This window comes from Streptomyces sp. NPDC001056 (assembly GCF_053598955.1).
Genome location: NZ_JBSFLI010000060.1, coordinates 1 through 21621, shown reverse-complemented (window position 1 = coordinate 21621; position 21621 = coordinate 1). Strand labels below are relative to the sequence as shown.

Here is a 21621-nt window from a genome sequence, read left to right as displayed (position 1 = left end):
CAATGAGGAGGCGACGAATGCCGCGTGCACTACCCGAACCCTCGGTCGACTCCTTCGACCTCACGGTGATCCTCAGTGCGCTGGCCGAACCGGGCAGGCGAGCGTTGATGACCGAGCTGTATCGCGGTCCGGAGCCGATCGACTGCGCGGTCATCGCCGAGAAGGCCGACCTAGGCCTGAGCAGCCCGACGATCTCCCATCACTACCGCGTCCTTCGGGAAGCGGGCCTGATCAGGACCGTCGCAGAAGGACGCAAGCGGATCGTCACAGTGCGCCGCGGCGACATGGAGGCGCGTTTCCCCGGCCTGCTGAGCGCAGTGCTCACGGAGCGATAAGCGAGTCTTGTGCCGTCTTGCTCTTCGGCCTGGATCAGGATCGCTGATCGGCGGGGGCGGTCGGCGCGTGTGGGCGGGGCTGTGCGAACAGCCCGGGTTCGGTCTCGTCGAGGAAACCGAAGCTGACCAGGCGTTTTAGTTTCGCCCGGGTGCCTTTGACGTGCCTGGGTATCACGGGCAGATCCAGCGCGAGGCACAGGTCGCGGGCGCGCAGCGGCCGGCGTTCGTGGTCGAAGACGCCCGTGATCTGCTGGTAGGCCTCGCCCTCCGGCAACACCGGGGCCGACGGCTGCTCAAGATCGAGGTCGGCGGCCATCGCGCGGACGGTCTTGGCCGTGGTCGCCAGCGCCTCACGTTCGGCCTCCGCCTCGCGCAGACGCATGGCGAGTGTGCCGATCTGCGCAGCTAGTTGGCGTTCGCGCAGCTCGATTCCATCCAGGAGTTGCTGAATGACGGCGTGGGTCATCACGCGTCCCGCCATCGGGCGGGCTCGGGGACGAACCCGGTGGCAGCCGGGTTGCGTGCAACGATCTGAACGTCGATGCCGAGTGTTCGGCCGTGGTCGACCACGCTGGTCTTGAAGCCCTGGTCGACAAGCGCCGTGCGCACTGTGCCCGCGGAGACCTTGTTCGGCAGCGCGGCGCCGATCGCGTCGTCGTGCGCCGATGCCGCGACGACCACGACCGCGACGATCAGCTCTATGACGTCCACCGCGAGCCCGCGCCGTCGGCCCGGGGTCTTCTTGGCTGCATCCAGGCCCGTCGTCGCCTTCGGCGCCCCGGCCGCTGCGCGCACCGACTGCGAGTCGAGCACCACCAGGCTCGGATCGGCCGTGCGCCCGGCCCTCTCGCCCACCACCATCCGCAGCACGTCATTGATCCGACGATCCAGCCTGTCGCGTTTCCAGGCATCGAAGGAGTAGCGCACCGCACCGGTCGGCGGCAGGTCGTGCGGCAAAAGCTCCGACTGGCAGTCGGTCCGGTTCTGGTACCGCAGCGCATTGACGATCTCGCGCAACTCGTAACGCCCCTGATGGCCGGAGACCGACGGATGCTTCGCCTTCCACGCCGCGACCAGCGGCTCGATCACGACCCACTCGGTATCCGTCAGGTCGGTCTTGTACGACTTGCGCTCACCCGCCCTCCCAGCCCGACACGGCCCACCCCCGCCGACGAGCCCAAACCCACCAACCCCACACGATCTGCCTGATACTCCAGTGTGATTTCGTGATCTATCCGGTTGAAGGACTGTCGAGCCGTCGTCGGTAGTGGCTGCGACGGGCGGTGACCTGGTGGTGTCCGCGCCAGTTTGACCAGTACAGCAACCTCCGGTCTTGTGGTGATCTTTCCCAATTGGCGGCCCCGGCCTATCCTCCTGCTTGCAGGAACATGGGGGAGGAGGGCACATGACGACGAGTGGGCGGGCCGGGGCGAGCGAGTTGGTGGAGGAACTGCCGCAGGCGCGTGGAATGGCCGAAGCTGAGGACTTCGGCGCTTACGTCACTGGGCACAAGATGCCGCCCAAGAAGGCACCTTGGTGGGTGGGGCTGCCGTTGCTCCTTGTGCCCATGGTCGGTGGGTTCGCGCTCGTCCTGCGCGAGCCCGCGCCCGGGAGCGGGGCCGGCGGGCGGGTGGTAGGTGCCGTACTGCTGCTTGTCGCCGTGGCGCTGGGAGCCGCCCTGTTCCTCCAGGAGAAACGACACAGACGCGACATGGCCAACGCGCCCACCGTCTACGGGTACGAGCGGGGCATGGTCATCGTGTCAACACAGGGCTGCGATGCCCACCCCTGGCACGCGGTACTCCCTTTCGAGTACGCGATGACCCGCTCCATCGGCAGCTCAGGACGTAACGTCTCCATTTCCCTGCTCGATCTGCGCACCCTTGGTGGCGAGAAACTCCTTACCTTCAATGGGCGTGGAGGCCATATCGACTGCCTTGCCGACCTGATCGCCGCATACGAAGTCCCGCGTGCCCGTGCGCGCCTGGAGCGGGGCGAGTCGGTGACCTACGGCAGCTTCACCCTCAGTGCGGACTCGGTCACCGTGGACGGCCGGAGATGCTCATGGCAGGACGCGCGGTCGATGGCGGTAGCCCACGAGACACCGCACCTACGCGCCCTTCACGTTCTCATCGAGGAGCGGGTCACGCACGGCCACACCCCGTCGTAGTGGAGCCGATGGGGCGGGTGTGACGGAGTGCCGAAGAGCCGGCTCAGTTGCCCTGGGGCCGGCCCTTCGGTTTCTCCCGTGTGACTTCGCGATCTTGCGCCGAGCCGGGTGAGAACTGGAACGGCCACCGCGTGATCATCAAGGGTTGTGTGGACTCATGACGATCACGCGGTGGCCGCGGATCACAGCATAGACGGCGCCCGTTGGCGAGCGATGTTCGACCAGGCCATGGCCCGGATCGCGGGCCGGTTCAAGCGGGTGGAGCCGCGGACGACGGCCCGTGCCTTTGTGCTCGCCCTGCTCTCCGGTGACGAGCGCAAGAACTGCTGGCGGCTGGCCGAGCAGGCCGGCCACGCCCGACCCGGGCCGATGCAGAGGCTGCTGCGAACCGCCCGCTGGGACGCGGATGCGGTACGCGACGGCATCCGCGCCTACGTCCACGAACACCTCGGCGCCGACGACGGCGTCCTGATCGTGGACGAGACCGGCTTCCTGAAGAAGGGCACCGCCTCGGCGGGCGTGCAGCGGCAGTACACCGGCACCGCCGGCCGGATCGAGAACACTCAGGTCGGTGTCTTCCTCGCCTACGCCTCCAGCAGGGGACGGGCGTTGATCGACCGCCGGTTCTACCTGCCCGACGCCTCCTGGTGCCAGGACGCCGAGCGCCGCACCCAAGCGGGGGTGCCCAACCAGGTCGAGTTCGCGACCAAGCCCGCCCTGGCCGGTCAGATGATCACGGCAGCACTGGACGCCGGAATCGGCGCCTCCCGGGTGGCCGGCGACGAAGCCTACGGCCAAGACCCCGGCCTGCGCGCCCTGTTGGAGTCCCGCCACATCGGCTACGTGCTCGCCGTCGCATGCAGCACCCGGGTGCGGATCAACCAGGGGCGGACCATCATCCGCGCGGACGCCGTCGTCGCCCGCCTGCCCGCCTCGGCCTGGCACCGGCAGAGCGCCGGAGCCGGAGCGAAGGGACCACGCTACTACGACTGGGCCTGGATCGAGATCGGTGCCGACGATCACCGGCACCTGCTGATCCGCCGCAACCCGCACAGCGGCGAACTCGCCTACCACCTGTGTTGGTCCCCGAGGCGCGTGCCGCTGTCCGAGCTGGTCAAGGCGGCCGGGACCAGGTGGTGCATCGAGGAGTGCTTCCAGGCCGCAAAAGGCCAGGTCGGACTGGACCACTACCAGGTCCGCCACTGGACCGCCTGGCACCGGCACATCACCCTGGCCATGCTCGCCCTGGCGTTCCTCGCCGCCCTCGCCGCCGACGCGAGGCCGACGAGACCGGCCCAGCCGAACAGGCCCGCCCGCACCACCGACCCGATCGACCTGACCGTCCCCGAGATCCGTCACCTGCTCGGCGCCCTGCTGAACCCGCCCCCCGTGTCCCCGACGACTTGCCGCTCCTGCAACCGGATAGATCACGAAGTCGCACTGGAGTACTAACCCGAAACAGTAGAGACCTGTGCGCGGCTTCCGTTTGAGGTCGCCTGCCTGGCCAGCGTTTGCAGAGCCCGCGAGGCGGGTGATCCGGGGTCGGCTGTGATCAGGACGACTTCCTGGTCTTCCTCGGGCACGAGCAGGATGTCGCAGTTCAACCGCAGTGCGCCGGCTTCCGGGTGGTCGAGGGTCTTGGTGCGGTGCCCGGGTGCGTGGACCGGACGTGTCTGCCAGATCTGCCGGAACTCCTGGCTGCCGGCGTGCAGTTCGGCCAGCAGGGCGGTCAGCTGCGGGTCGTGCGGGTAGCGGTCGGCGGCCCGGAGCAGTCGCGCCACCACGATGTGCCCGAACTCCTCGCTACTGGAGCTCTCGTACATGCGCCCTTGGCCCAGGAAGCGGCGCCGGGCCAGGTTCGTCGTCCCGCGTGCGAGGTCGCCCCCGAGAAGTGCCTGGGCCAGGGGGTTCCAGGCGACGACGCCATATGCCGCGTCGGTGACGATGGCAGCGGTCTCCGGTAGCCGCTCCAGCATCCTGGCCACGTGCGGGCGGACCTGCCGCACGGCGTTGCTGCCGGGCGGTGGGTTCGATCCCGCCAGGTGGAACAGATGGCTGCGCTCGGCCGGTGTGAGCCGCAGCGCCTCGGCCAGCGCCTCCAGGATCCGGGCCGATGGTCGCGGTCCGCGGGCCTGCTCCAGTCGCGTGTAGTAGTCGACCGACATGTGGGCGAGCCCGGCCACCTCTTCGCGGCGCAGGCCCGGCGTACGGCGGGCGGTGCCCGTCGTTGTCAACCCCGCCTCGTGCGGGCGCAGGGCCGCCCGACGGTCCCGCAGGAAGCGAGCCAGTTCCTGCCGCGCCATGCCACCTCCGGCCGCTTGCCTGGTACAGGTTGTCCCTGGCAGGGCGCCCACCGCCAGGGGACCGTAGTTGCCATGAACGATCGCACAGCTTTGGTCACCGGTGCCAACAAGGGCATCGGCAAGCACATCGCCCGGCTGCTCGCCGCAGAGGGCCTCACCGTGTATGTGGGCTCCCGCGACCCGGGGCGCGGACAGCGGGCCGTCGAGGAGATCGGGGCTGGCGCCCGGCTGCTGGTCCTCGACGTGACGGATCCCGATGGCATCGCACAGGCCGCGGCTCGGGTGGACCGCCTGGACGTGCTGGTCAACAACGCCGGCATCTCACCGTCACTCGCCCCGCCGACTGACACCCTCGTCGAGGAGTACCGGCGCACGTACGAGACCAACGTGTTCGCGGTCGCGGCGGTGACCAATGCCTTCCTGCCCGCCCTGCGCCGGTCCCCGCACCCGCGCATCGTCAATGTTTCCAGCGGCACCGCGTCGCTGACCTGGAGTACGAATCCCAACCCCCAGTTCCCCCCGGGAAGCGGTGGCGCCGCCGCCTACCGGTCGTCCAAGGCCGCCGTCAACGCCCTCACCGTCCTCTACGCCCAGACGCTGGCCGAGGAGGGCTTCAAGGTCAACGCGCTCGCTCCCGGCATTCGGGCCACCGACCTCAACCCCCGGGCCGCCGCAGCCGGGGGTGACCCGGCCGAGGCCGCGCAGGGCGCACTCCGCCTGGCCCTGCTGCCGGACGACGGCCCCACCGGTGGCTTCTTCTCCTGGGACGGAACGCCCGTGCCCTGGTGAATCGGTGATGAGTCATGGGCAGCGCCGGGGGCGGGTGTCCCAGCGGTGGGTGGTCCAGGCTCGGCGGATGAGGCTGCGGACGGTGGTGATCGTGTCCGCGAGGTCAAAGAAGGCGTTGACGACGGTCGAGCGGCGCTCGTAGCAGCAGCAAGGCGGTGGAAGGCGTTCTGCCGGTCTGTGCGGCTGCGGCCGGAAGGTCTTCGGCCGCACCAGCAGGGACACACTGGGTGCTGTCCCACTCCGACAAGCCCAGTGGCGCCTGCGGGTCGATCTGGGCGCCCTGCTCGGTCTGGTCACTGAGTGGGACGGCCCGCTTCTCTCCTTGCACAGGCCGCCGCTGATGGCGCCACGCCGCCCGCTTCCTGAGGGGCTGCTCATCCATGGTGCGTTACCCCCTTCTGCGCTCGGCGCCAGTGGATGCTCCGGCCCTGCGGGGGCACGCGGACGGCGGCCTCTTCCAGCGTCGGCGTACCAGCGGCGTGCCAGCGGCCGAGGTGGTCCTCGACGGCATCCCAGAGCGCGTCAGGACCGCTCTGTCGGACCACCCGACGGCTGTCCTCCTCATGCAGTGCAGCGAACGGCCCGGTCTCGGCGTCGACGAGGATCTCTTCGTCGTGCCGGCCGCTGCGGAGTTTCACCAGTTGCGCGGTCGGCACAGCGAACTGGGTGACGAACCGGGTCGTCCAGTCGGTCAGGACGTCGGCGCCGACGACGGCTTCGCGTTCCGTGCCTCCGCTGATGTCCGGAAGCAGGCCGAGCGGGGGTGCCAGCTGGGGGCGGGCGAGCATGAAACGACCTGTCCGCCCAGCACCGGCCCGGAGGCCGTGCCGTCTTCGTGGACCGACAGGCGTACCAGCTCGGATGCGTTCAGCCAGCCACCGATGGTCGTCAGGATCTGCCCGCCGGGCCGCGTCTGCCCGAGCCAGGCCGCAGGCACGGTGCGTACGGCGCACGTGGCGATGATCCGGTCGTACGGTGCGCCTTCGCCGGCACCCGCAAGGCCGTCGCCGATCAGAAGGTCGGGGTACGTGCCGAGCCGGCCGAGCGCCTCCCTGGCCCCGGAGGCGACCTCCGAGTCGTACTCGATCGAGGTGACGCAACTCATCGGTGTAGCAGCTAGCCAGCCGCTCTCACCTTCCAGGGCCGGGGCCCAGGCGGTAGGCGCCGAACCGGGCATCAAGCGGAAGAAGCCGGTGCGCAGGAACTCGTGCCGAGGTGTTGCCGCGGCGGCGTCCTTCCACGGCTTGCGTGCGCAGGGAGCCACTGGCGGTCTTGCTCTCGATGAGCTGCGCAAGGAGCTTGCCGTGGCCGCTCACGGCTTCCTTTCCAGTAGGTCGGCGAGGGCCGCGCACATCGGCAGGCCCGTCTCGTGTTCGAGCCAGTGCCATTGGCCGGACGGCTTGCACTCCAGGAACCATCACTGCCCTTCCGCGTCGAGTGCGAAGTCGAACGCGGAGCAATTGTCAAGAACTGTGGATCACTGAGGAACGTTGCCGGAGCAACAACTACACGCCATAGGCGGGAAATGCCGCGACTTCCTCGTGGAGCTCAGTGGCCTTGGCGGCGGTGTGCGTCGAACCGGAGCAGTACCGACACCAGACGCCATATCCCGGCAGCTGCGCCGACCAAGGCACCTCCCACGAGCATGGCCTTCCCCGTCGGCTCAGACACGCCGAGGAGCAGTGCTGGGATCAATGCCACCGCAGACACGGCCGCAGCCAGCAGGGTGCCCGTCACGAAGGCAAAGACGATCTCCACCGTCAATGCGTCCTTCTCCCAGCGTGACTCCCGGCCCATGTCCATGCCGCAAGTCTCACACGATGCGCATCGCAACCGGGCAGTTGCCAGTTCCTTTGACACGGCAAGGCGTTCACGCCGCTGCCTCCGCGCGCTCGACCAGGGCGCCGTTCTCGAACCGTGCCTCAGCCCGGACCAGGGGCACGAGGTGGGCGCCGGTGATCGCGCGCCAGCGTTCCTAAGCGGACTCGACGAGCTTGAACACCATGGCCAGGGCGGCGGCCGGGCTGCCGGCGCCGCGGGTGACCTTGGTTCGGAGCTTGACCGTGGAGAACGTCGACTCGATGGGATTCGTCGTGCGCAGGTGGACCCAGTACTCCGCCGGGAAGTCGTAGAACGCCAGCAGTTTGTCCGCGTCGTCGGTGATCTTCGCGACGGCCTTGGGCCACTTGGCACCGTAGGTCTTCGCGAACGCCTCGATCGCCTTCTCGGCGTGCGCGCGATCCTCTGCGTTGTAGATCTCTTGCATGGCCTTCGTCGCGCCAGGCTGTGCGGACTTCGGCAGAGTGTTCGATACGTTTCGGGATTTATGGACCCAGCAGCGCTGATGCCGTGTTGCGGGGAACACCTCGGCGAGCGCCTTCCACAGTCCCATCGCGCCGTCGCCACACGACCAGCTCGGGGTCGCGCATCCCACGCCGGCGGCAGTCGCGCAACAGGTCGGCCCACGACTCGGTGGACTCGCGCAGGCCCTCCGCGATGGCGATCAGCTCCTTGGCGCCGTCCAACCGGACGCCGAGCAGGACCAGCACGCGCGAGTGGGCCTGCCCGAGCCTCACCTTGGGGTGGACACCGTCGGCCCACACGTACACGTAGTCGGATCCGGACAGGTCCCGGTCCTGGAAGGCGGCGTGGTCGTCGCTCCACTGCTTGGTCAGCCGGGTCACCGTGGCCGAGGAGAGTCCAGCGGCCGAGCCGAGGAACTGTTCCATCGCAGGCACGAAGTCGCCGGAGGACAGACCGTGCAGGTAGAGCAAGGGCAGGAACCTCGCTGATCTTCGGGGGCTCAAGCGGCTGTAGTCGGTGCGCCAGTCCAGGAGACCTGAGTCGATGCGTACACTGGGCGCGCGCGGGCCGATGACGGTGACCCGGATGTCGGCTGTCCCCGGTACGCGCTGCTGGAACAGGTGGGCGGTGCCGGCCACTCGGTCGTCGATCTCCTCGGCCCTCACCTCGGCGATCTTCACGACGGAGGAGACGCTGTCGACCCGGTACACCGGGTTGGACAACGGCTTGTAGATCACCGAGCCGTGCCGCTTGATGAAGGTTCGGGCGGCGTCGGGGTTCGACGTGATGAGCGTGCGGGGCACCCGGAGGCCGGCCTCCACCGCGACGGCCAGACCGGAGGGCTTGAATTCGGCGTCGCCGGTGCGGTGCGGGTGGTTCACATACAGGCATTCGGGAAGCGATGCGATGACGCCTCCGAGGCCGTACCGCGCCTGGGTGACGAACTTCTCGCTGAGCTTGTCGAAGACCTGCCTCAGCTTCGGTTCGGTGCTGGCCTGGGTGTCGGCATCGTGCGCGCATCCACGTTATGCAGACCTGCCGCCCGCGTACTGCCGGGCGTTGCGCTCGGCGGGACGGTGGTCGGACCTCTGAACAGCGTCTCCAACGGCGCCTCTCGGGCCCGGTGGCACCACCCCCCCAGGTCATCGGTTCGACAGCGGGGGAGCGGCCATGTCGGGCCCGGAGGCCAGAGGCCCTCTTGCAGGACCGCGGAAATCATAACGGGGGGAACAGCGGTAGGTTGGTCCTTGGCAGCCCTCCGGTGGGGCCCAGGCGATGACTCTGCCTACGCTGTAGATGTCGCTGGACGCCGTGGCCTCAGGAGGTGTTCCGAACAGTTCCGGGGCGGCGAACCCCTCAGTGCCTATGCAGAGGCCGGTGCGGCCTACCTTGGTGGTCCAGTGTGGCCGGCGGACGATGCCAGGCGGCCAGGCGGCCGTCGAAGTAGAGGATGTTCGAGGTTTGATGTCGCGATGCAGCCAGTCGTGCTCGTGCGCGGCGGCCAGCAGCTATGCCAGGGCGTCGATCAGGGCGCGCAGCTCGGCCGATTCCTGCAGCAATTCTTCGCGTTGTACGGCGGTCGCGTCCGCCCAGGGCATCGCGAACCAGGTGTGGTCGGCGCCGAAGTCGAGGACCGGCACGGTGTGGGATGACCGTTCAGCAGCTGGCATCTCGATCTCCCGCCGCATGCGCGCCACTTGGCGTTCGGCCCAGGACATGGGTCGTCTGGGCCTTCACCGCGTCGGTGTCGGGCTGCTCGAACACGGTCCGCAGTAGCGTGGCCATCCACGGCTGGGCCGACTTCGGTACCTGGCTCAGCAAGTTCCTCGCGTAGTGGGTCCGGCAGCGCTGACAGGAAGCGCCGGGCAGCACCGCGCCGATCGCGTCCACCAGGCCGGCGTGCGCGTCGGAGACGACGAGCTGGACGCCCGACAGGCCGCCGGGCGATGAGCGAGTGCAGGAAGGCCAGCCGGCCGGCGCCGTCCTCGGCGGTGGCGACATCGATGCCGAGGATCTCGCGGTGGCCGTCGGCGTTGACACCGACCGCGATCAGCGCATGCATGTTGATGATGCGGCCGCCCTCGCGGACCTTCCGGGTCCGTGCGTCGACCCAGACGAACGAGTACGGGCCGGAGTCCAGGGGCCGGTTACGGAAGGCTGTGACCTGCTCGTCCGCTTTGGAAGTCAAGCTCCCAGGGACGACAGTCCACGTGGACGCCGCCCAGCACGACCTGCTGGCCTTTACCGCCTGCCCGCGGAGATCTGGCGGCAGATCTGGTCGGACAACCCGCAGGAGAGACCGAACAAGGAGATCCAGCGCCGCACCGACGTGGTCGGCATCTTCCCCGACCGCACCACCGTGATCCGCGTGGTCGGCGCCGTGGTGGCCGAGCAGAACGACGAGTGGACCGAGGCCCGCCGCTCCATGGGCCGCGACCTCCGTCGCCCAAGCCCGCCTCCACCCGAGCGAGTCACAAACCGACGAGACCGTCGTGCCCACCGAACTCACCGCATAGCCTCAAAGAACGAGATCACCGAGCCGTCGATACACCACTTGAACGGACGTGACCCGGGCTCCGCCCCCACGTCAGACAGAAAGAAAAACGGGAGGAACGATGTACGTGCGCAAGCGCGTGGTGGCAGTGGTTCTCACTGCCGCTGCTCTGTCCTGCACGGGCGCGACGGCGGCCCACGCCGACGAGGCCGGGGCCTACCTCGGCTGGACGGAACAACTCGGCGGGGACTGCACGGACAAGACCCTCAACGTGCCCGACGGGGCGCCGATCAACGTAGCTCCTGAGGCCCACTTGTCCCAGCTGTACGCCACCGGAACCGATTCGGACGACAACGGCAATATCGGCGTTCTGCACTGGGTGCAGAACGCCGTGGACGGCGCCGTACCGTTCAAGGGGTGCGACGGTTACCACTTCATCCGTCGTTGGTCTCCCACGGGCTATGTGCACCGGACCGTTGACCAGTACGCGGTGTGCAATGGCGGCGGTTGCGCACTCGGTCCCATGATCTACGGGAGCTGGCAGCCCGGCTCGGTCTTCCCCTAGCCTCGACTGCGTCAGATAAGGACCCTGCTACTGCAATCACATAGCCGGGTTTTACACGGTCTTCTCAGCGGTGAGGATGCGGGCCGGGCGGGGGCTGGGGAACTGGAACTCACCGGCCTGGAGGGCGGCGAAGTCGGCGTGGGCTGCCGACCTCCGGGGTGCTCGGGGATGACTGCGTCGACGGAGGCGGTGGCGTAGAGCGCGACATCGACGGTACCGGCCGGGCTCGTGCCGAAGCGGACTTCGATCGACTGCGGGGAGCGGACCCTACCGAGCCGCACCATCCAGTCGAACTCGACCCTGCGCTTGCGAAAACGGCACCGGACCATGTGGCCGGATCGGACGTTCATGGAAAAGGGCTTCTGAGAGTCGGCTGGAAGCCGACCTTCTGCCCGCGAAGGCCCGGCGTCACCGGCGGCGTGATCGCGGGCGCGCTTACCTTCCCCGTCGAGGTGTCTTCCCGGCAACGGCCGTACCGACGTTCTCCCAAGCGGAGAGCGGCGCCGGCGCATGCCCTCGCACAGCCGTGTGCGGTCCGCCACCGTCCGGTGGCGGACCGCACACGGTCGCTCCTCGCTTGCGCGGCGTCGGTCAGGCGCCGGGTCGTACGGGGCCGATCTGGGTGCCGAAGTCGACGGACAGCTTGCCGTCGGCCTCCTGATTACCCGGGATGATCCCGCCGCCGGGAGTCCTCAGGGTGAAGACGACCCGGTTGGCCGTCGCACCCTTGGAGGCGCTGGGCACCTGGATGTCGAAGTGGACGGGGTGGCCGGGGCCGAAGGTCACCTTGGTGCCCTGCGGACCGTAGGGCTTTGCGGTGACGCCCTTCAGGGAGCCGTTGTCGTAGAACTTCACATCACGGGGAGAGCCTGCCAGTTGGCAGGGGCTGGTCTTGGGAGCGGCGGTCAGCGTGACGCGGTAGTGGCGGTGCCCGGAGCCGGCGGCGTCCGACGAGATCTTCGTCGTGAGGTTGGCAGGGCGGCACGAGGACGGCGCGCCGGAGTCGGCCGAGTGCGCGGTGGTGGATGCCTGCGCGACGCCCATACCGGCGACCCCCGCCAGTGCGACGCCGGCGACTGTCATCACGAACTTGGTGGACTTACCCATGGTCGACTCTCCGTGTCTGGCTGACGTACGTGGGGCCGCGCCCCGAATTCCTACCAGCACAAAGCCTGCTGATCCCCTTCGATGTGCGCGTCACGGCGATGTAACGCCTTCGCCACAGGGACCGGAGTGTCGCCCTCACCGGTCCGTACAGCGCCTCCTCATCATCGGCTTCTTCGTGATCGCCGCGCACCGACGCAAGTGACCCCTTCACTCTCCGACGGGAGCTTTCGTGCCGATGCTCTGGCAGTGGATTGTCCTCGCCGCTTTCGCTGTCACTCTGTTGCCCGCCGGCGTTGTCCTGCTCGCCGGCCGTGTACCACAGCGGCTACGCCCTCGCCGGGCCCCGATGCGTCCGTGCGGCCTGGTGTTTCTCGCGTTCTACGCCGCTGCGCCGCTGCGCCGCTGCGCCGCTGCGCCGCTGCGCCGCTGCGCCGCTGCGCCGCTGCGCCGCTGCGCCGCTCAACGTCATTCCCCGCCTGTCCAACGCCTCGCCACCGATCACGCTGGGCGCCACGGTACTGGCAGTGGTGGTCACCCTCGCGGGATGCGTCGTGGTGATCACCGCCGCCCAGCGGACCAGGCCACCGGATGGCCAGTCGTACACGCGTGGTGCGGCATGCCTGTCCTTGACAGCCTTGCGAGGACTGGCTGCGCCGACGCTCGGCAACTCAGCGCGGACGACGGAGCCCGTTGCCGAAAAGGTCCCGTTCAGGGCCAGGGTGGTTTCAAGTTCCTTGATCCGTGCGGGTGTTGGGGATGTCGAGGATGGCTCGGGTGGTCTTGGCGATGCCGTCGGCTCCCAGGATCTTCAGGGCGCCAGTGGCGAGGTTGCGGAAGGTGGCCATGGCTCGGGGTGCGGTGCCGGTGTACACGCGGGAGGCGTCCTCAGCGAAGGTGACATCTCGGATGTTGTGGGAGAAGTTCTCGATTCCCCAGCGTCCGGGGATCGCGTTCGCTGGGCCGGCGGGGCTCGTCTGGTAGGCGTCGAGGCTGGTCACGGCGTAGACGGTCGTACGAGTCTCCCGCTGGCCGGCGGATCGTCGGCGACGGTGCAGGCGCACAGCGAGGCGTGCGTGGGGGAAGTTGATGCCGCCGGGGTTGTCGGCGATGGCGCAGGTCTTGATGGAGCGGGACTCGTGCCGGCCGTGGGCGACGGTGGAGGGGGTGTGCTGCACCGGGATCGCGTTCCAGGGCAGGCGGCGAACTGCCGGCGGGTCGTGGGCTGGTTCGTCTTGATCACGGCGATGTAGTGGGCCTTCTCGGCCGTCACGAGCCAGGTGATGGTGGCCTTGACCGAGTGCAGCGCGTTGAAGGTGACGTTGGTGCCCGCGAGCTCCAGGGGCGCCGGCAGCGGGCGGAAGTGCCGGGTTTCTTCGTCTTCGACCCGACCTTGACCTGAGCGATCGTCGCGACGGGGGAGTGGGTGACGGCCGACAGCTGATGCCCGCCCGGGGCGCCCGAGTGGGCCGAGCCCTTGAGGGTCCTGCCGTCCACGGCGATGACCCGATGCGAAGGGCCGGTCGGCCGCGGACTCGGCGGCGCGGTGCTGACCGGCGAGGTAGGCGCTGACCGCCCCGGTCGAGGGCGTCACCGTCGAGGGCAGCGAGGACGCGTCCGATGGTCACCGCCGAAGGCGAGCGGCGCCAGCCCAGCAGATGCCGGCGCACCCCGAGGGCCGCCAGCACGCTCCGGCAGGCCCGCTGACCGAACTCGGCGACCTCCTCGATGCTTCTGGCCCGGAGACCGCTGCGCAGGCGCACCTCAGCAAAATCGCCGTCAGCGGGTACCACCGCCCGCGCCGTGATCGCGGATCCGGAACCGCCCCGAGGTGAACGCTCAGGTCAGCGAACCGGCCCTCGTCCAGCGGACCCAGGTTCTCCAGCACGGCAGGGACAGGGGAAGCTGCAACAGCAGGCACGGGACACTCTCGTGATCACCGAGCTTAGACGCCGGCCCAATATCCTGCGCGAAGTACGGACTGGAGGTTCCGGTCGGCCGCGGAGCCCAACACTAATGATCGTCGGAGTCACCAGGGAGCCCGCAGCATGACCGGCACCACGGAGGCCCTTAGCGGGTCGGCTGCAGTCGACAGTGCAGCACGAAGTGTCACGCGCCCGTTCTACGTATACGCCGTGCTCACCAACACGCTGTTCCAGCGCGGCGTGTTCGTCCTCTTCCTTCAGCAGCGAGGCTTCTCCGCCGGGCAAGTGGCCCTACTGCAGACACTGCTCTACCTGGTCAGCGGACTTGCGGAGTTGCCGACGGGAGTCGTCGCCGACCGCATCGGCAGGCGTGCCAGCATCGTGATCGGCCAGACGCTGATAGCTGGATGTCTGCTCGGTCAGGTGGCGTTCTCCACCTACTGGGTGTTCCTGGCGCTGTTCGTCGGACAGGGCGTGGGCATGGCATGTGTGTCCGGTTCGGACACCGCCCTGCTGTACGACCTGCTCGTGCGTCGTGGCGCAACGGCCGGCTACGTCAAGATCAAGTCCCGGTTCACCATGCTCGGGACGATCACCTCGGGAGCCGCCATCGTCCTCGGCGGCCAACTGCAGCAGATTTCCTGGGGAGTCGTCTACGTCGGTTCGGCGGCGTGCCTCGCCCTGGCCGTGGTGGTGCTGATGTCACGGGTGCCCGAGGTCCGCGGCGCGGACGCGGTGGACGAGCAGGACGGGGCCGAGGAGGAGCACGGCGACGCCACGGCATGGCGGGCGATGCTTCGGGTCGCCACGCCGGCGCTCGTGACGCTTGTCGTGGTGTCCGGATTGATGCATGCGACTTTGACGCCGTACATCATTTTTACGCAGAAAACCCTCTCCGATCAGGGAGCGGGCACCGCATTGGTCAGCGTGGTCATATCGGCGGGATTCTTCGCTGGCGGGCTCACTCCGCTGCTGTCGGACCGCGCGGACCGGCGCATCGGGTATCGGGCCATAGTCCCGGTGTCTCTCCTGACGCTCGCCGCGGCACTTGGCCTGAGCGGCCTTGGCCTTGTCTGGGTCACCATCGCCGCGTTCCTGGCCCTGGTCGGGATTCCCGAGATCACCGCCGTGATAGTGGACAACGTGTTCAACGAGGCCGTGCCGTCGCGCCACCGGGCGAGCCTGCTGTCGTTGATCGCATTCGTGGAGTCGGCGCTCATCGGCATCGGCTATCTCGTCCTCGGCGCGCTCATGGACGGGCTGGGCTCCAGTGTGGGCATGGCCACCTACGCCGCGGTCCCCCTGCTGGCATGTCTCCTGTGGCTTCCGGTGCTCTTCCGAGGGGCACGGGTGACCACCGAGATCGAGAAGCCCGCCGACCAAAAGGCATCCCGAAACAGACCATCTTGAGCAACGCCCTGCCCGATGGCAGGGGCGTTGCTGGGACGGGGCTCGGGCCGGGTATCGATGGCGGGCATGACCTGCTACGAGCTCGGTGAGCGGTCCCGGCTCATCTACTCCGTCCGCGAGCACACCGGACGCAAGGAGCAGCCCAAGGGCTTCGGCCGGCGTGACTTCCGCGACCTGCTGCTCCGCGCCCGCATCCAGCTCGGCGGCCCGATCGTCCTTGTCTGGGACAACGTCCGCTTGCACCTGACCAAGTCTCTGCGGGAGTTCATCGAAACCAACGCGGACTGGCTCATGGTCTTCCAACTGCCTGTCCATGCCAACGACCTGAAACCGCAAGAAGGTATCCGGTCTCCGGTCAAGCGCGACATCGGCAACCTCACCGCCGCCGACCTCAGCCACATCACCCGCGCTGTGAAGCGAGCGCAAGCTCAAGATGTTGCAGTACCGACCGGAGGCCATCGACGGCTGCCTCGCTGGTACCCCCCTCGTGCTGGACACGCTTCGACCAGGCCGTCTCCGCGCGGGAGAGCCGGGCGCGCACCAAGATGCGCGACGAGCTGGCCGTGACCAATGACCGCGACAAATCAGCGTCTGGTTCATCCGAGATTGGCGCATCTTCCGGTGAAGGACGAGCGGCTGCGTCGTCGGTGGCACCGGCGGGATCCGGTGCCACCGAACGGTCGCGGGAGGAGGTGTGCGTCGCAGAGCGCCGGGACGAGCGACCGCGGGCGGTCGGATGCCGAGTCAGCCGATCTTGCGGCGGACCAGCCAGATGGTGGCGACGGCCAGTAGCAGGGCGAGCAGGCCCATCCAGCCGGCCTCGATGAGCTGGAAAGTCCAGAAGCGGCCGGCGGGGTGGTAGCTCGTCACGATGGTGTAGTGCCGGGCCTGGAGCCAGTCCCTGTAGGTGGCCGAGGGAAGCCCGTTGCCGGACGGAAGTTGCGCCACGTATTTCATGTACAGGCTGTGGCTCTGGGAGTCGCCGAGCGGGTGACCGGTGGGATCTGCGTATGCCGTGCCGATCACCCAGTCACGTGGGCCGGGCTTGCCGAGGGTGGTCAGCGGCGTCATGTAGTGCTGGCGAAGCTTGAAGACGGTCGCCATGAGCAGGCCGAACACGCCGAGGAAGACCGTACCGACCGCGACCATCGTGCGGCGGATGAGCAGGCCGGCGAAGACCCCTGCCGCGAATGCCAGCAGTGTCTGGACCGGGAAGACGATCCCTTCCAGCTCGAAGCCGAGGTAGTCGCCGAATCCGACAGGCAGGACGTGGTCCAGCGGGGCGTTGTACCACGTGTACAGGACGCCGAATGCCTCCGTGACCGCGACCAGCGCCACCGCGACCAGGGTCAGCTTGGTCAGCAGCCAGCGGGTGCGCCCGGCCGCCTGGGTCCAGGCGAACCGGTAGGTGCCCGTCTCCAGCTCCCGTGCGATCAGAGGACCTCCGAGGAAGGCACCGAATGCCCCTGGCAGCAGAAGGAGGAACAGGAAGGGCCACTTCGTCGCATACGAGGTGAACAGGTCGTCGGCGAGCTGCTGGCAGCGGCCGCTGGAGTAGGACGTGCACTGGGCCAGTCCCAGCTGGTCGTAGGTTGAACGTGCCTGCAGACCTCCGACCACCATCAGCGCGGCGAAGCAGGCCAGCATTCCCAACAGGCCGTAGAGGGCGAACCGGTGCTGGCGCCAGGCCACCCAGGCAAGTCCGAGCCGGGGCAGCGAGCTGCGGCGGGCCAGGGACGGTGCATCGGTCATCGTCATCAGTGGAGCACCTGTTCGCCGTGTAGGGGTTTCGGGCCGGGCAGGGCCGAGGCAGAGGGTTCGCGCATGTAGGCAAGCACCAGTTCCTCCAGGCCGACTGGATGCCGTTGCCAGCCCGGCAGCGCGGCCGACCAGTCGGGGGTACGGACCAGCAGGTGCGCCTGGGCGGCAGTGCGTCGGTCCCGGACGACCGGAAAACGCTGCGTGACGGAATCGGCCTGCTCGGCCGGACCGGTCAGGACATGATGTCCGGCCACCAGTTCCTCGACCTCACCACAGACCTGGATCCGGCCGCCGTGTACGACGACCACGTAGTCGCACACCCGCTCCAGCTCCGCGACGACGTGAGAGGAGAACACCACCGAGATGCCGTCCTCCGACACGGCCGTCATCAACGCCGACATGAAGTCGTGGCGCGCAACCGGATCCAGCGCGGCCAACGGCTCGTCCAGGATGAGTAACTCCGGGCGCTTGGCGAGCGCAAGGGTAAGCGCCACCTGGGATCGCTGGCCGCCGGACAGAGCGCCGACCTTCTTCGCCAGGGGAATGCCCAGCTCCTTGAGGCGGTTTAGGGCACGGTCGGCATCCCATCGCCGGTTCATGGCGCGCCCCATCCGCAGCATGTCGGCCACGGACAGATTGCGGTAGAGCGCCGCCTCCTGGGCCACGAAGGCGACTGCGTCAAGTGCGGCAGCCGACCCGGCAGGCCTGCCGCCGGCCACCCGCACCTGCCCCGTCGTCGCCCTGGCCAGGCCAACCGCCAGGCTCAACAGAGTTGTCTTGCCCGCACCGTTGGCGCCGACCAGGCCGACCACGTGCCCGGCCGGAACCGTCAGCGAACAGTCCCGGAGCGCCCACGCGCGGCCGTAGCGCTTGCCGAGTCCAGCTGTCTCGATCGCCCCGCTGCTCATGCGACCACCCCCGCCCGGCCGCTGCCGCCTTCGTCGTCCGCGCGGCCGGCACGGCTCTGCCGCAGATCGTGCAGGGCCGCGACGAACAGGGCACTCATGCCTTCCTCGTCCACCCCGGCCTCGCTCGCCGTGCGCATCCAGGCCAGCAGGCTCTTGTGCAGGGCTGCCTGTTCCCGCAGTCCCACACGCTCCACGGTGCCCTCGACGAACGTCCCAACACCCCGTCGGCCGACCACCAACCCCCGGTGTTCCAGCTCCCGGTAGGCCTTCAACACCGTGTTCGGGTTGATCGCCAACCCGGCGACGACGTCCTTGACCCTCGGCAGCTGATCGCCATGCCGCAGATACCCCAGCCGCACCGCCTGTTCCACCTGCTGGGCCAATTGCAAGTAGGTGGGCACCCCTGACGCCAGATCGAGACGGAACTCGATCGGCGACGGCGAGCCATCTTTATCTACATTCATAGTTATTGAGTTAAAGCAGATTGCTGACCCCGTGTCAACTTCTCAACGTCGATCGGGCGCCGGGGTCGACAACACCCCCGCGCCTCGGGGGCGGACATGCGGCCGCGGAAATGTCGGATTTGCTGCGGCGGGCCCTCTGTCGTGCCCGTCGCGATCTGCGGCGGGTTCTCCGGTCGCCGCGGGCAAGGTGTACGCGTTTACTGCGGCAGAGCAGTCGGGAGGGTGGGACCGTGTCGGTCGAACTGGCGAGCGCATCGGGTGATGGGGCAGACGTTCGGGGCGCGTTCGCTGTGCTGCGCGCCCGGTTGGTGCCCCTGTCCGCCCCACCGGGCCTGTACACCGCGGCGGTCGAGAGGTGCCTCACCGGCACGGGGATCACGAAGTCCTCACAGCGGATCTACCGGATCTCGTTGACGACGTGGGGATGGATGGTCGCCGGGCAGCCGGCGCCGACCGGGCGTGCCCGCCGTGGCGCGAGGCCGCCCGCCGTCCCCGTCTCCGTGATCGACGACCACGGCCTGCCGGATGTGCTGGCCGAGCTCGCCGCCGCGCGGGCGGACGAGATGGACGCCGACACCGTCAACCGGGAGCTGTCCATCGCGCGCAAGGCGATCGGTTGGTGGCAGCGTCAGGGCTTGATCATCTGCGACCCGACGAACGGCATCGAGCGGCGCCCCGCACCGCCGGACCGCACCAACGCTCTCGCCGAGAGCCGGATCGCCGCCCTGCGTCGGTCTTGCCATGAGTGCGTTCTCGGTGGGATAGCAGGTGTTCGTGGACGACGACCAGGGCGCGCCCGATTGCAGGGGTGACGACGGTAAGCATCAGGGCGTGGTAGCGCAGCCGCAGGTCGTTGTCGGCGACCTTCGTGCCGGGCGGTGGGCTGTCGGCCAGGTCCGACCGGGTGCGGTCCAGCGGCGAAGGTACGCCAGTTGGTCAGGGTATTGAGCCATGGCGACCGGGGCGCGGTGAACTGAGGCGTGGGGACGGGGGAGTCGACCAGCACGCGGATGTCGTCGTTCTCGATGACCGGCGGCTGCATCATTAAAGATCCTCCTGCGAGGGATCAGTGTCGGTGGCCAGGTGCAGCAGGAGACGCGCGGCGTCGTCGAGGCCGTCGTCCAGGTCGTCCAGATCCGCCAGGAGCGAGGCCTCTTCGTTGCCTGCGTGGCCGGCAGCGTCCCACCCGGCCGCAGGTCCGGGGCCGGCTGCTTCTGCGGGTGACGGCGCATCGGGGGCGTACAGGCTCGTCTCGTCGAGTTCCAGCACCGTCAACGGTTCCAGCGCGTACAGGTCGAGCGCGGTCGCACCGGCGAACCGATCGAAGTCGCCTTCACCCGGCGGCGTCCACCCCGCTTCCAGCCCGGGTAGGGGCCCATAGCCGTCGGGCAAGCTGACCACGCCGGGTGCGTCCGGGCCGTGTTCGGTCCGTTCCAGCAGCTCGGCCAGGACCTGGGCGATGCTCTGGTCGTCGGTGTGGCGGCCGCCGCGTGTCACATGTTCGGCGGTGGCGGTCTCCCGCAGGTGCCGCGTCCACGGGGCACCGATCAAGCGCGACGAGTGGGAGCTGCGCTACAAGGCTCCCCCTTGTAGTCGTCGTAGGTGCGGTTCCGAACCGGATGCCCTCATCGCGCACACCGGCCCCGGCGGTGGGCAGCAGTTGCAGACAGTCCTTGGATCCCAGCGGGATCGGCACGCATCCGGTCGCCTGCCCCTTCTTGAGGAAGCCTGTCTCGTCGACGATCGGCACACCGTTGTCGGCGCCGGGGTGCTCGTGGACGTGGGCGCGCACGTCGTCGTCACGGAGGGCGTCGGCGTCCCGGTAGGCGGTTCGCAGCTGCCGCTGCATCGGCCCGGGGCGGCCATGGCCAGCCTGTTCGGCCAGCTGCCAGCAGTTCTTCCGCTCGACGCCGGACAGCAACCCGAGCACGAACGCGCGGGCCGTGGCGCGCGGCTCAACCCGCCTGAACCGGCCTGCGATCCGGGCCATGGCCTGGTCGAACAGCGCCCGCCAACGGGCGGCTTCTCTGCTGTGGCCCACGGCCACCGCACGATCTTCAGGAGTCCACACAAACCCCCGATGATCACGCGGGCCGTTTCGGCGCCCGCTTCGGTCCCCAGGCGGTGCCAGGCATGCCCGCACCCGTCAGCACAGAAGCGGAGCCGCCGCCGCTCATCAGCGACGCCAAGAAGTGCGACCAGCAGCCGGAATGCCTTGACCCGCTCGTCCTGCGGAAGGTTGATGATCTTTGTCAGTTGCTCGGTGAGGCGTCCGCGCGTGACCAGCACGGCCGGGGTGTGGGTGGGCCGGATGCCAGCTCTGCGGATGCTCTCCGTCCGTCCTCGCTGGTTGCGCGAGCCTGGATACAGAACCCTGCCAGGTCGCGCAGGACTTTGAACTGCTCGGTGTCGGCGAGGCCCTCGAACCAGCCGACGCCCTGGGGGAGCGGACGGATGCCTTGCGCCAACTCGTTCAGGATGACCGTGCGTTCGTCCATCCCGCCCCACCTCCACAACATGCCTGGCTGCGTACCCGCAAGGTCATCGAACCAGATCACCAAGTCGCACTGGAGTGCTAGTCAGCTACTCCCGCACGGTGGGGGAACCTCAGTACCGCCTCGTGTCGCCGTGTCGTGTCCCCGCTCTTTGACGCCTGTCGTGCGTCGGGGCTTTGCGCCAGCGGCCTTGGTCCTGCCATAGGTCACCGCACCGCACCGCACCGCACCGCGCACCGTGCGCCCGCCCCTGTCGTCTCTTCGTGTGCGGATGGACTGGTGTGGTCGGGGTTTTCGGTAGGTGTTTCTTCGTTTCGTGTCGTTGTTGGTGTGGTGTCGTGTTGGGGGTTTGTTTTCCCGGTGCCGTGTGTCTGGTCCTGTCATCGGTGTTATCGCCGTGCGGGTTTCGTGTTGTCTCTTTCGTCGTGTCGTGTCGTGTTGTTTGTTTTGTGTGCGTGTGTCGGTGCTGGGGGCCGGTGGGTGTGTCAGTTCCGGGGCTGGGGTTGGGGTGTGGGGGTTTTGGTGGGTGTGGATTGATTTGCTAATCACGATTGACGTGGGGTTGGGGGGGTGTGGAGACTGGTTCGTGGTCAA

The 21621-nt window shown here is 68.4% G+C and carries 20 protein-coding genes and 9 pseudogenes; 9 read left to right on the top strand and 20 right to left on the bottom strand.

Going from position 1 to position 21621, the window contains the following annotated elements:
* Positions 1-17 precede the first annotated feature (17 nt).
* On the top strand, positions 18-335 hold the full coding sequence (locus ACWDD7_RS36305) for an ArsR/SmtB family transcription factor (protein WP_351875399.1): 318 nt from the start codon (positions 18-20) through the stop codon (positions 333-335).
* 34 nt (positions 336-369) lie between these two features.
* Here the strand turns inward: ACWDD7_RS36305 and ACWDD7_RS36300 are convergent, their stop codons facing one another.
* Together ACWDD7_RS36300 and ACWDD7_RS36295 are read right to left on the bottom strand one after the other, a co-directional pair.
* Positions 370-801, bottom strand: a complete 432-nt coding sequence (locus tag ACWDD7_RS36300; RefSeq protein ID WP_450460540.1) for a hypothetical protein — start codon at positions 799-801, stop codon at positions 370-372.
* Positions 801-1742 (bottom strand): transposase, encoded by a 942-nt coding sequence (locus ACWDD7_RS36295; RefSeq protein ID WP_450460539.1) that lies wholly within the window; start codon positions 1740-1742, stop codon positions 801-803. The genes ACWDD7_RS36300 and ACWDD7_RS36295 overlap by 1 nt, the downstream gene beginning before the upstream one ends.
* Here ACWDD7_RS36295 and ACWDD7_RS36290 point away from each other — a divergent pair.
* Entirely contained in the window at positions 1741-2505 is a 765-nt protein-coding gene (locus tag ACWDD7_RS36290; protein WP_450460538.1) for a hypothetical protein, read from the top strand. The two genes, ACWDD7_RS36295 and ACWDD7_RS36290, sit on opposite strands and share 2 nt — an antisense overlap.
* 228 nt (positions 2506-2733) lie before the next feature.
* The gene (locus tag ACWDD7_RS36285; RefSeq protein WP_450460546.1) at positions 2734-3957 is read left to right on the top strand and encodes an IS701 family transposase; all 1224 of its coding nucleotides are present in this window, start codon (positions 2734-2736) and stop codon (positions 3955-3957) included.
* On the opposite strand, the gene ACWDD7_RS36280 is transcribed toward ACWDD7_RS36285, so the two are convergent.
* On the bottom strand, positions 3954-4808 hold the full coding sequence (locus tag ACWDD7_RS36280; protein ID WP_450460537.1) for a helix-turn-helix transcriptional regulator: 855 nt from the start codon (positions 4806-4808) through the stop codon (positions 3954-3956). The two genes, ACWDD7_RS36285 and ACWDD7_RS36280, sit on opposite strands and share 4 nt — an antisense overlap.
* A gap of 72 nt (positions 4809-4880) precedes the next feature.
* Between ACWDD7_RS36280 and ACWDD7_RS36275 the strand changes: the two genes are divergently transcribed.
* Complete coding sequence (locus ACWDD7_RS36275; protein ID WP_392216660.1) at positions 4881-5597, top strand: SDR family oxidoreductase; 717 nt, start codon at positions 4881-4883, stop codon at positions 5595-5597.
* A 12-nt stretch (positions 5598-5609) separates the two neighbouring features.
* On the opposite strand, the pseudogene ACWDD7_RS36270 reads toward ACWDD7_RS36275, so the two are convergent.
* The 9 genes and pseudogenes from ACWDD7_RS36270 to ACWDD7_RS36230 all read right to left on the bottom strand — a co-directional run.
* A pseudogene (locus tag ACWDD7_RS36270) lies at positions 5610-5767 on the bottom strand (IS5/IS1182 family transposase); the annotation flags it as partial.
* A gap of 44 nt (positions 5768-5811) precedes the next feature.
* Positions 5812-5979 (bottom strand): annotated as a pseudogene (locus ACWDD7_RS36265) (DUF6087 family protein); the annotation flags it as partial.
* Complete coding sequence (locus tag ACWDD7_RS36260; protein WP_450460547.1) at positions 5972-6385, bottom strand: hypothetical protein; 414 nt, start codon at positions 6383-6385, stop codon at positions 5972-5974. The pseudogene ACWDD7_RS36265 and the gene ACWDD7_RS36260, both read right to left, overlap by 8 nt.
* Positions 6289-6702 (bottom strand): hypothetical protein, encoded by a 414-nt coding sequence (locus tag ACWDD7_RS36255; protein ID WP_450460536.1) that lies wholly within the window; start codon positions 6700-6702, stop codon positions 6289-6291. The genes ACWDD7_RS36260 and ACWDD7_RS36255 overlap by 97 nt, the downstream gene beginning before the upstream one ends.
* A 207-nt stretch (positions 6703-6909) precedes the next feature.
* Positions 6910-7050, bottom strand: a pseudogene (locus ACWDD7_RS36250) (ATP-grasp ribosomal peptide maturase); the annotation flags it as partial.
* Between the two features lie 95 nt (positions 7051-7145).
* Positions 7146-7400 carry a DUF6332 family protein gene (locus tag ACWDD7_RS36245; RefSeq protein ID WP_450460535.1) on the bottom strand — a complete coding sequence of 85 codons (255 nt, stop codon included), beginning with the start codon at positions 7398-7400 and terminating at the stop codon, positions 7146-7148.
* A 67-nt stretch (positions 7401-7467) separates the two neighbouring features.
* Positions 7468-8377 (bottom strand): annotated as a pseudogene (locus ACWDD7_RS36240) (IS256 family transposase); the annotation flags it as partial.
* A gap of 1032 nt (positions 8378-9409) precedes the next feature.
* Positions 9410-9571 (bottom strand): hypothetical protein, encoded by a 162-nt coding sequence (locus tag ACWDD7_RS36235; RefSeq protein ID WP_450460534.1) that lies wholly within the window; start codon positions 9569-9571, stop codon positions 9410-9412.
* A 40-nt stretch (positions 9572-9611) separates the two neighbouring features.
* A pseudogene (locus tag ACWDD7_RS36230) lies at positions 9612-10074 on the bottom strand (IS256 family transposase); the annotation flags it as partial.
* 61 nt (positions 10075-10135) lie between these two features.
* Here ACWDD7_RS36230 and ACWDD7_RS36225 point away from each other — a divergent pair.
* A pseudogene (locus ACWDD7_RS36225) lies at positions 10136-10417 on the top strand (transposase); the annotation flags it as partial.
* 99 nt (positions 10418-10516) lie between these two features.
* Entirely contained in the window at positions 10517-10960 is a 444-nt protein-coding gene (locus tag ACWDD7_RS36220) for a hypothetical protein (protein ID WP_450460533.1), read from the top strand.
* Between the two features lie 591 nt (positions 10961-11551).
* Here the strand turns inward: ACWDD7_RS36220 and ACWDD7_RS36215 are convergent.
* Both ACWDD7_RS36215 and ACWDD7_RS36210 read right to left on the bottom strand, forming a co-directional pair.
* The gene (locus ACWDD7_RS36215; RefSeq protein ID WP_450460532.1) at positions 11552-12067 is read right to left on the bottom strand and encodes a DUF4232 domain-containing protein; all 516 of its coding nucleotides are present in this window, start codon (positions 12065-12067) and stop codon (positions 11552-11554) included.
* A gap of 725 nt (positions 12068-12792) precedes the next feature.
* A complete protein-coding gene (locus ACWDD7_RS36210; RefSeq protein ID WP_450460531.1) occupies positions 12793-13242 on the bottom strand; it encodes a hypothetical protein in 450 nt (149 codons plus the stop codon).
* Positions 13243-14112: 870 nt separating this feature from the next.
* On the opposite strand from ACWDD7_RS36210, the gene ACWDD7_RS36205 reads away from it, so the two are divergent.
* Positions 14113-15399, top strand: a complete 1287-nt coding sequence (locus tag ACWDD7_RS36205) for an MFS transporter (protein WP_450460530.1) — start codon at positions 14113-14115, stop codon at positions 15397-15399.
* Between the two features lie 33 nt (positions 15400-15432).
* Positions 15433-15895: pseudogene (locus ACWDD7_RS36200) on the top strand (transposase); the annotation flags it as partial.
* Between the two features lie 248 nt (positions 15896-16143).
* On the opposite strand, the gene ACWDD7_RS36195 reads toward ACWDD7_RS36200, so the two are convergent.
* Genes ACWDD7_RS36195 through ACWDD7_RS36185 form a run of 3 tightly spaced genes read right to left on the bottom strand, consistent with a single transcriptional unit; the run spans position 16144 to position 18532 of the window.
* The gene (locus tag ACWDD7_RS36195) at positions 16144-17151 is read right to left on the bottom strand and encodes a hypothetical protein (protein WP_450460529.1); all 1008 of its coding nucleotides are present in this window, start codon (positions 17149-17151) and stop codon (positions 16144-16146) included.
* A 5-nt stretch (positions 17152-17156) separates the two neighbouring features.
* Positions 17157-18068, bottom strand: coding sequence for an ABC transporter ATP-binding protein (locus tag ACWDD7_RS36190; RefSeq protein WP_450460528.1), 912 nt, complete (start codon positions 18066-18068; stop codon positions 17157-17159).
* Entirely contained in the window at positions 18065-18532 is a 468-nt protein-coding gene (locus ACWDD7_RS36185) for a GntR family transcriptional regulator (protein ID WP_450460527.1), read from the bottom strand. The genes ACWDD7_RS36190 and ACWDD7_RS36185 overlap by 4 nt, the downstream gene beginning before the upstream one ends.
* A gap of 230 nt (positions 18533-18762) precedes the next feature.
* Between ACWDD7_RS36185 and ACWDD7_RS36180 the strand changes: the two genes are divergently transcribed.
* On the top strand, positions 18763-19344 hold the full coding sequence (locus ACWDD7_RS36180) for a hypothetical protein (protein ID WP_450460526.1): 582 nt from the start codon (positions 18763-18765) through the stop codon (positions 19342-19344).
* 232 nt (positions 19345-19576) lie between these two features.
* Here the strand turns inward: ACWDD7_RS36180 and ACWDD7_RS36175 are convergent, their stop codons facing one another.
* From ACWDD7_RS36175 to ACWDD7_RS36165, 3 genes and pseudogenes are all read right to left on the bottom strand, one after another.
* Positions 19577-20083 (bottom strand): hypothetical protein, encoded by a 507-nt coding sequence (locus ACWDD7_RS36175; RefSeq protein WP_450460525.1) that lies wholly within the window; start codon positions 20081-20083, stop codon positions 19577-19579.
* 142 nt (positions 20084-20225) lie between these two features.
* Positions 20226-20522 (bottom strand): annotated as a pseudogene (locus tag ACWDD7_RS36170) (transposase); the annotation flags it as partial.
* A 191-nt stretch (positions 20523-20713) separates the two neighbouring features.
* A pseudogene (locus tag ACWDD7_RS36165) lies at positions 20714-21030 on the bottom strand (DUF5958 family protein); the annotation flags it as partial.
* Positions 21031-21621 lie beyond the last annotated feature (591 nt).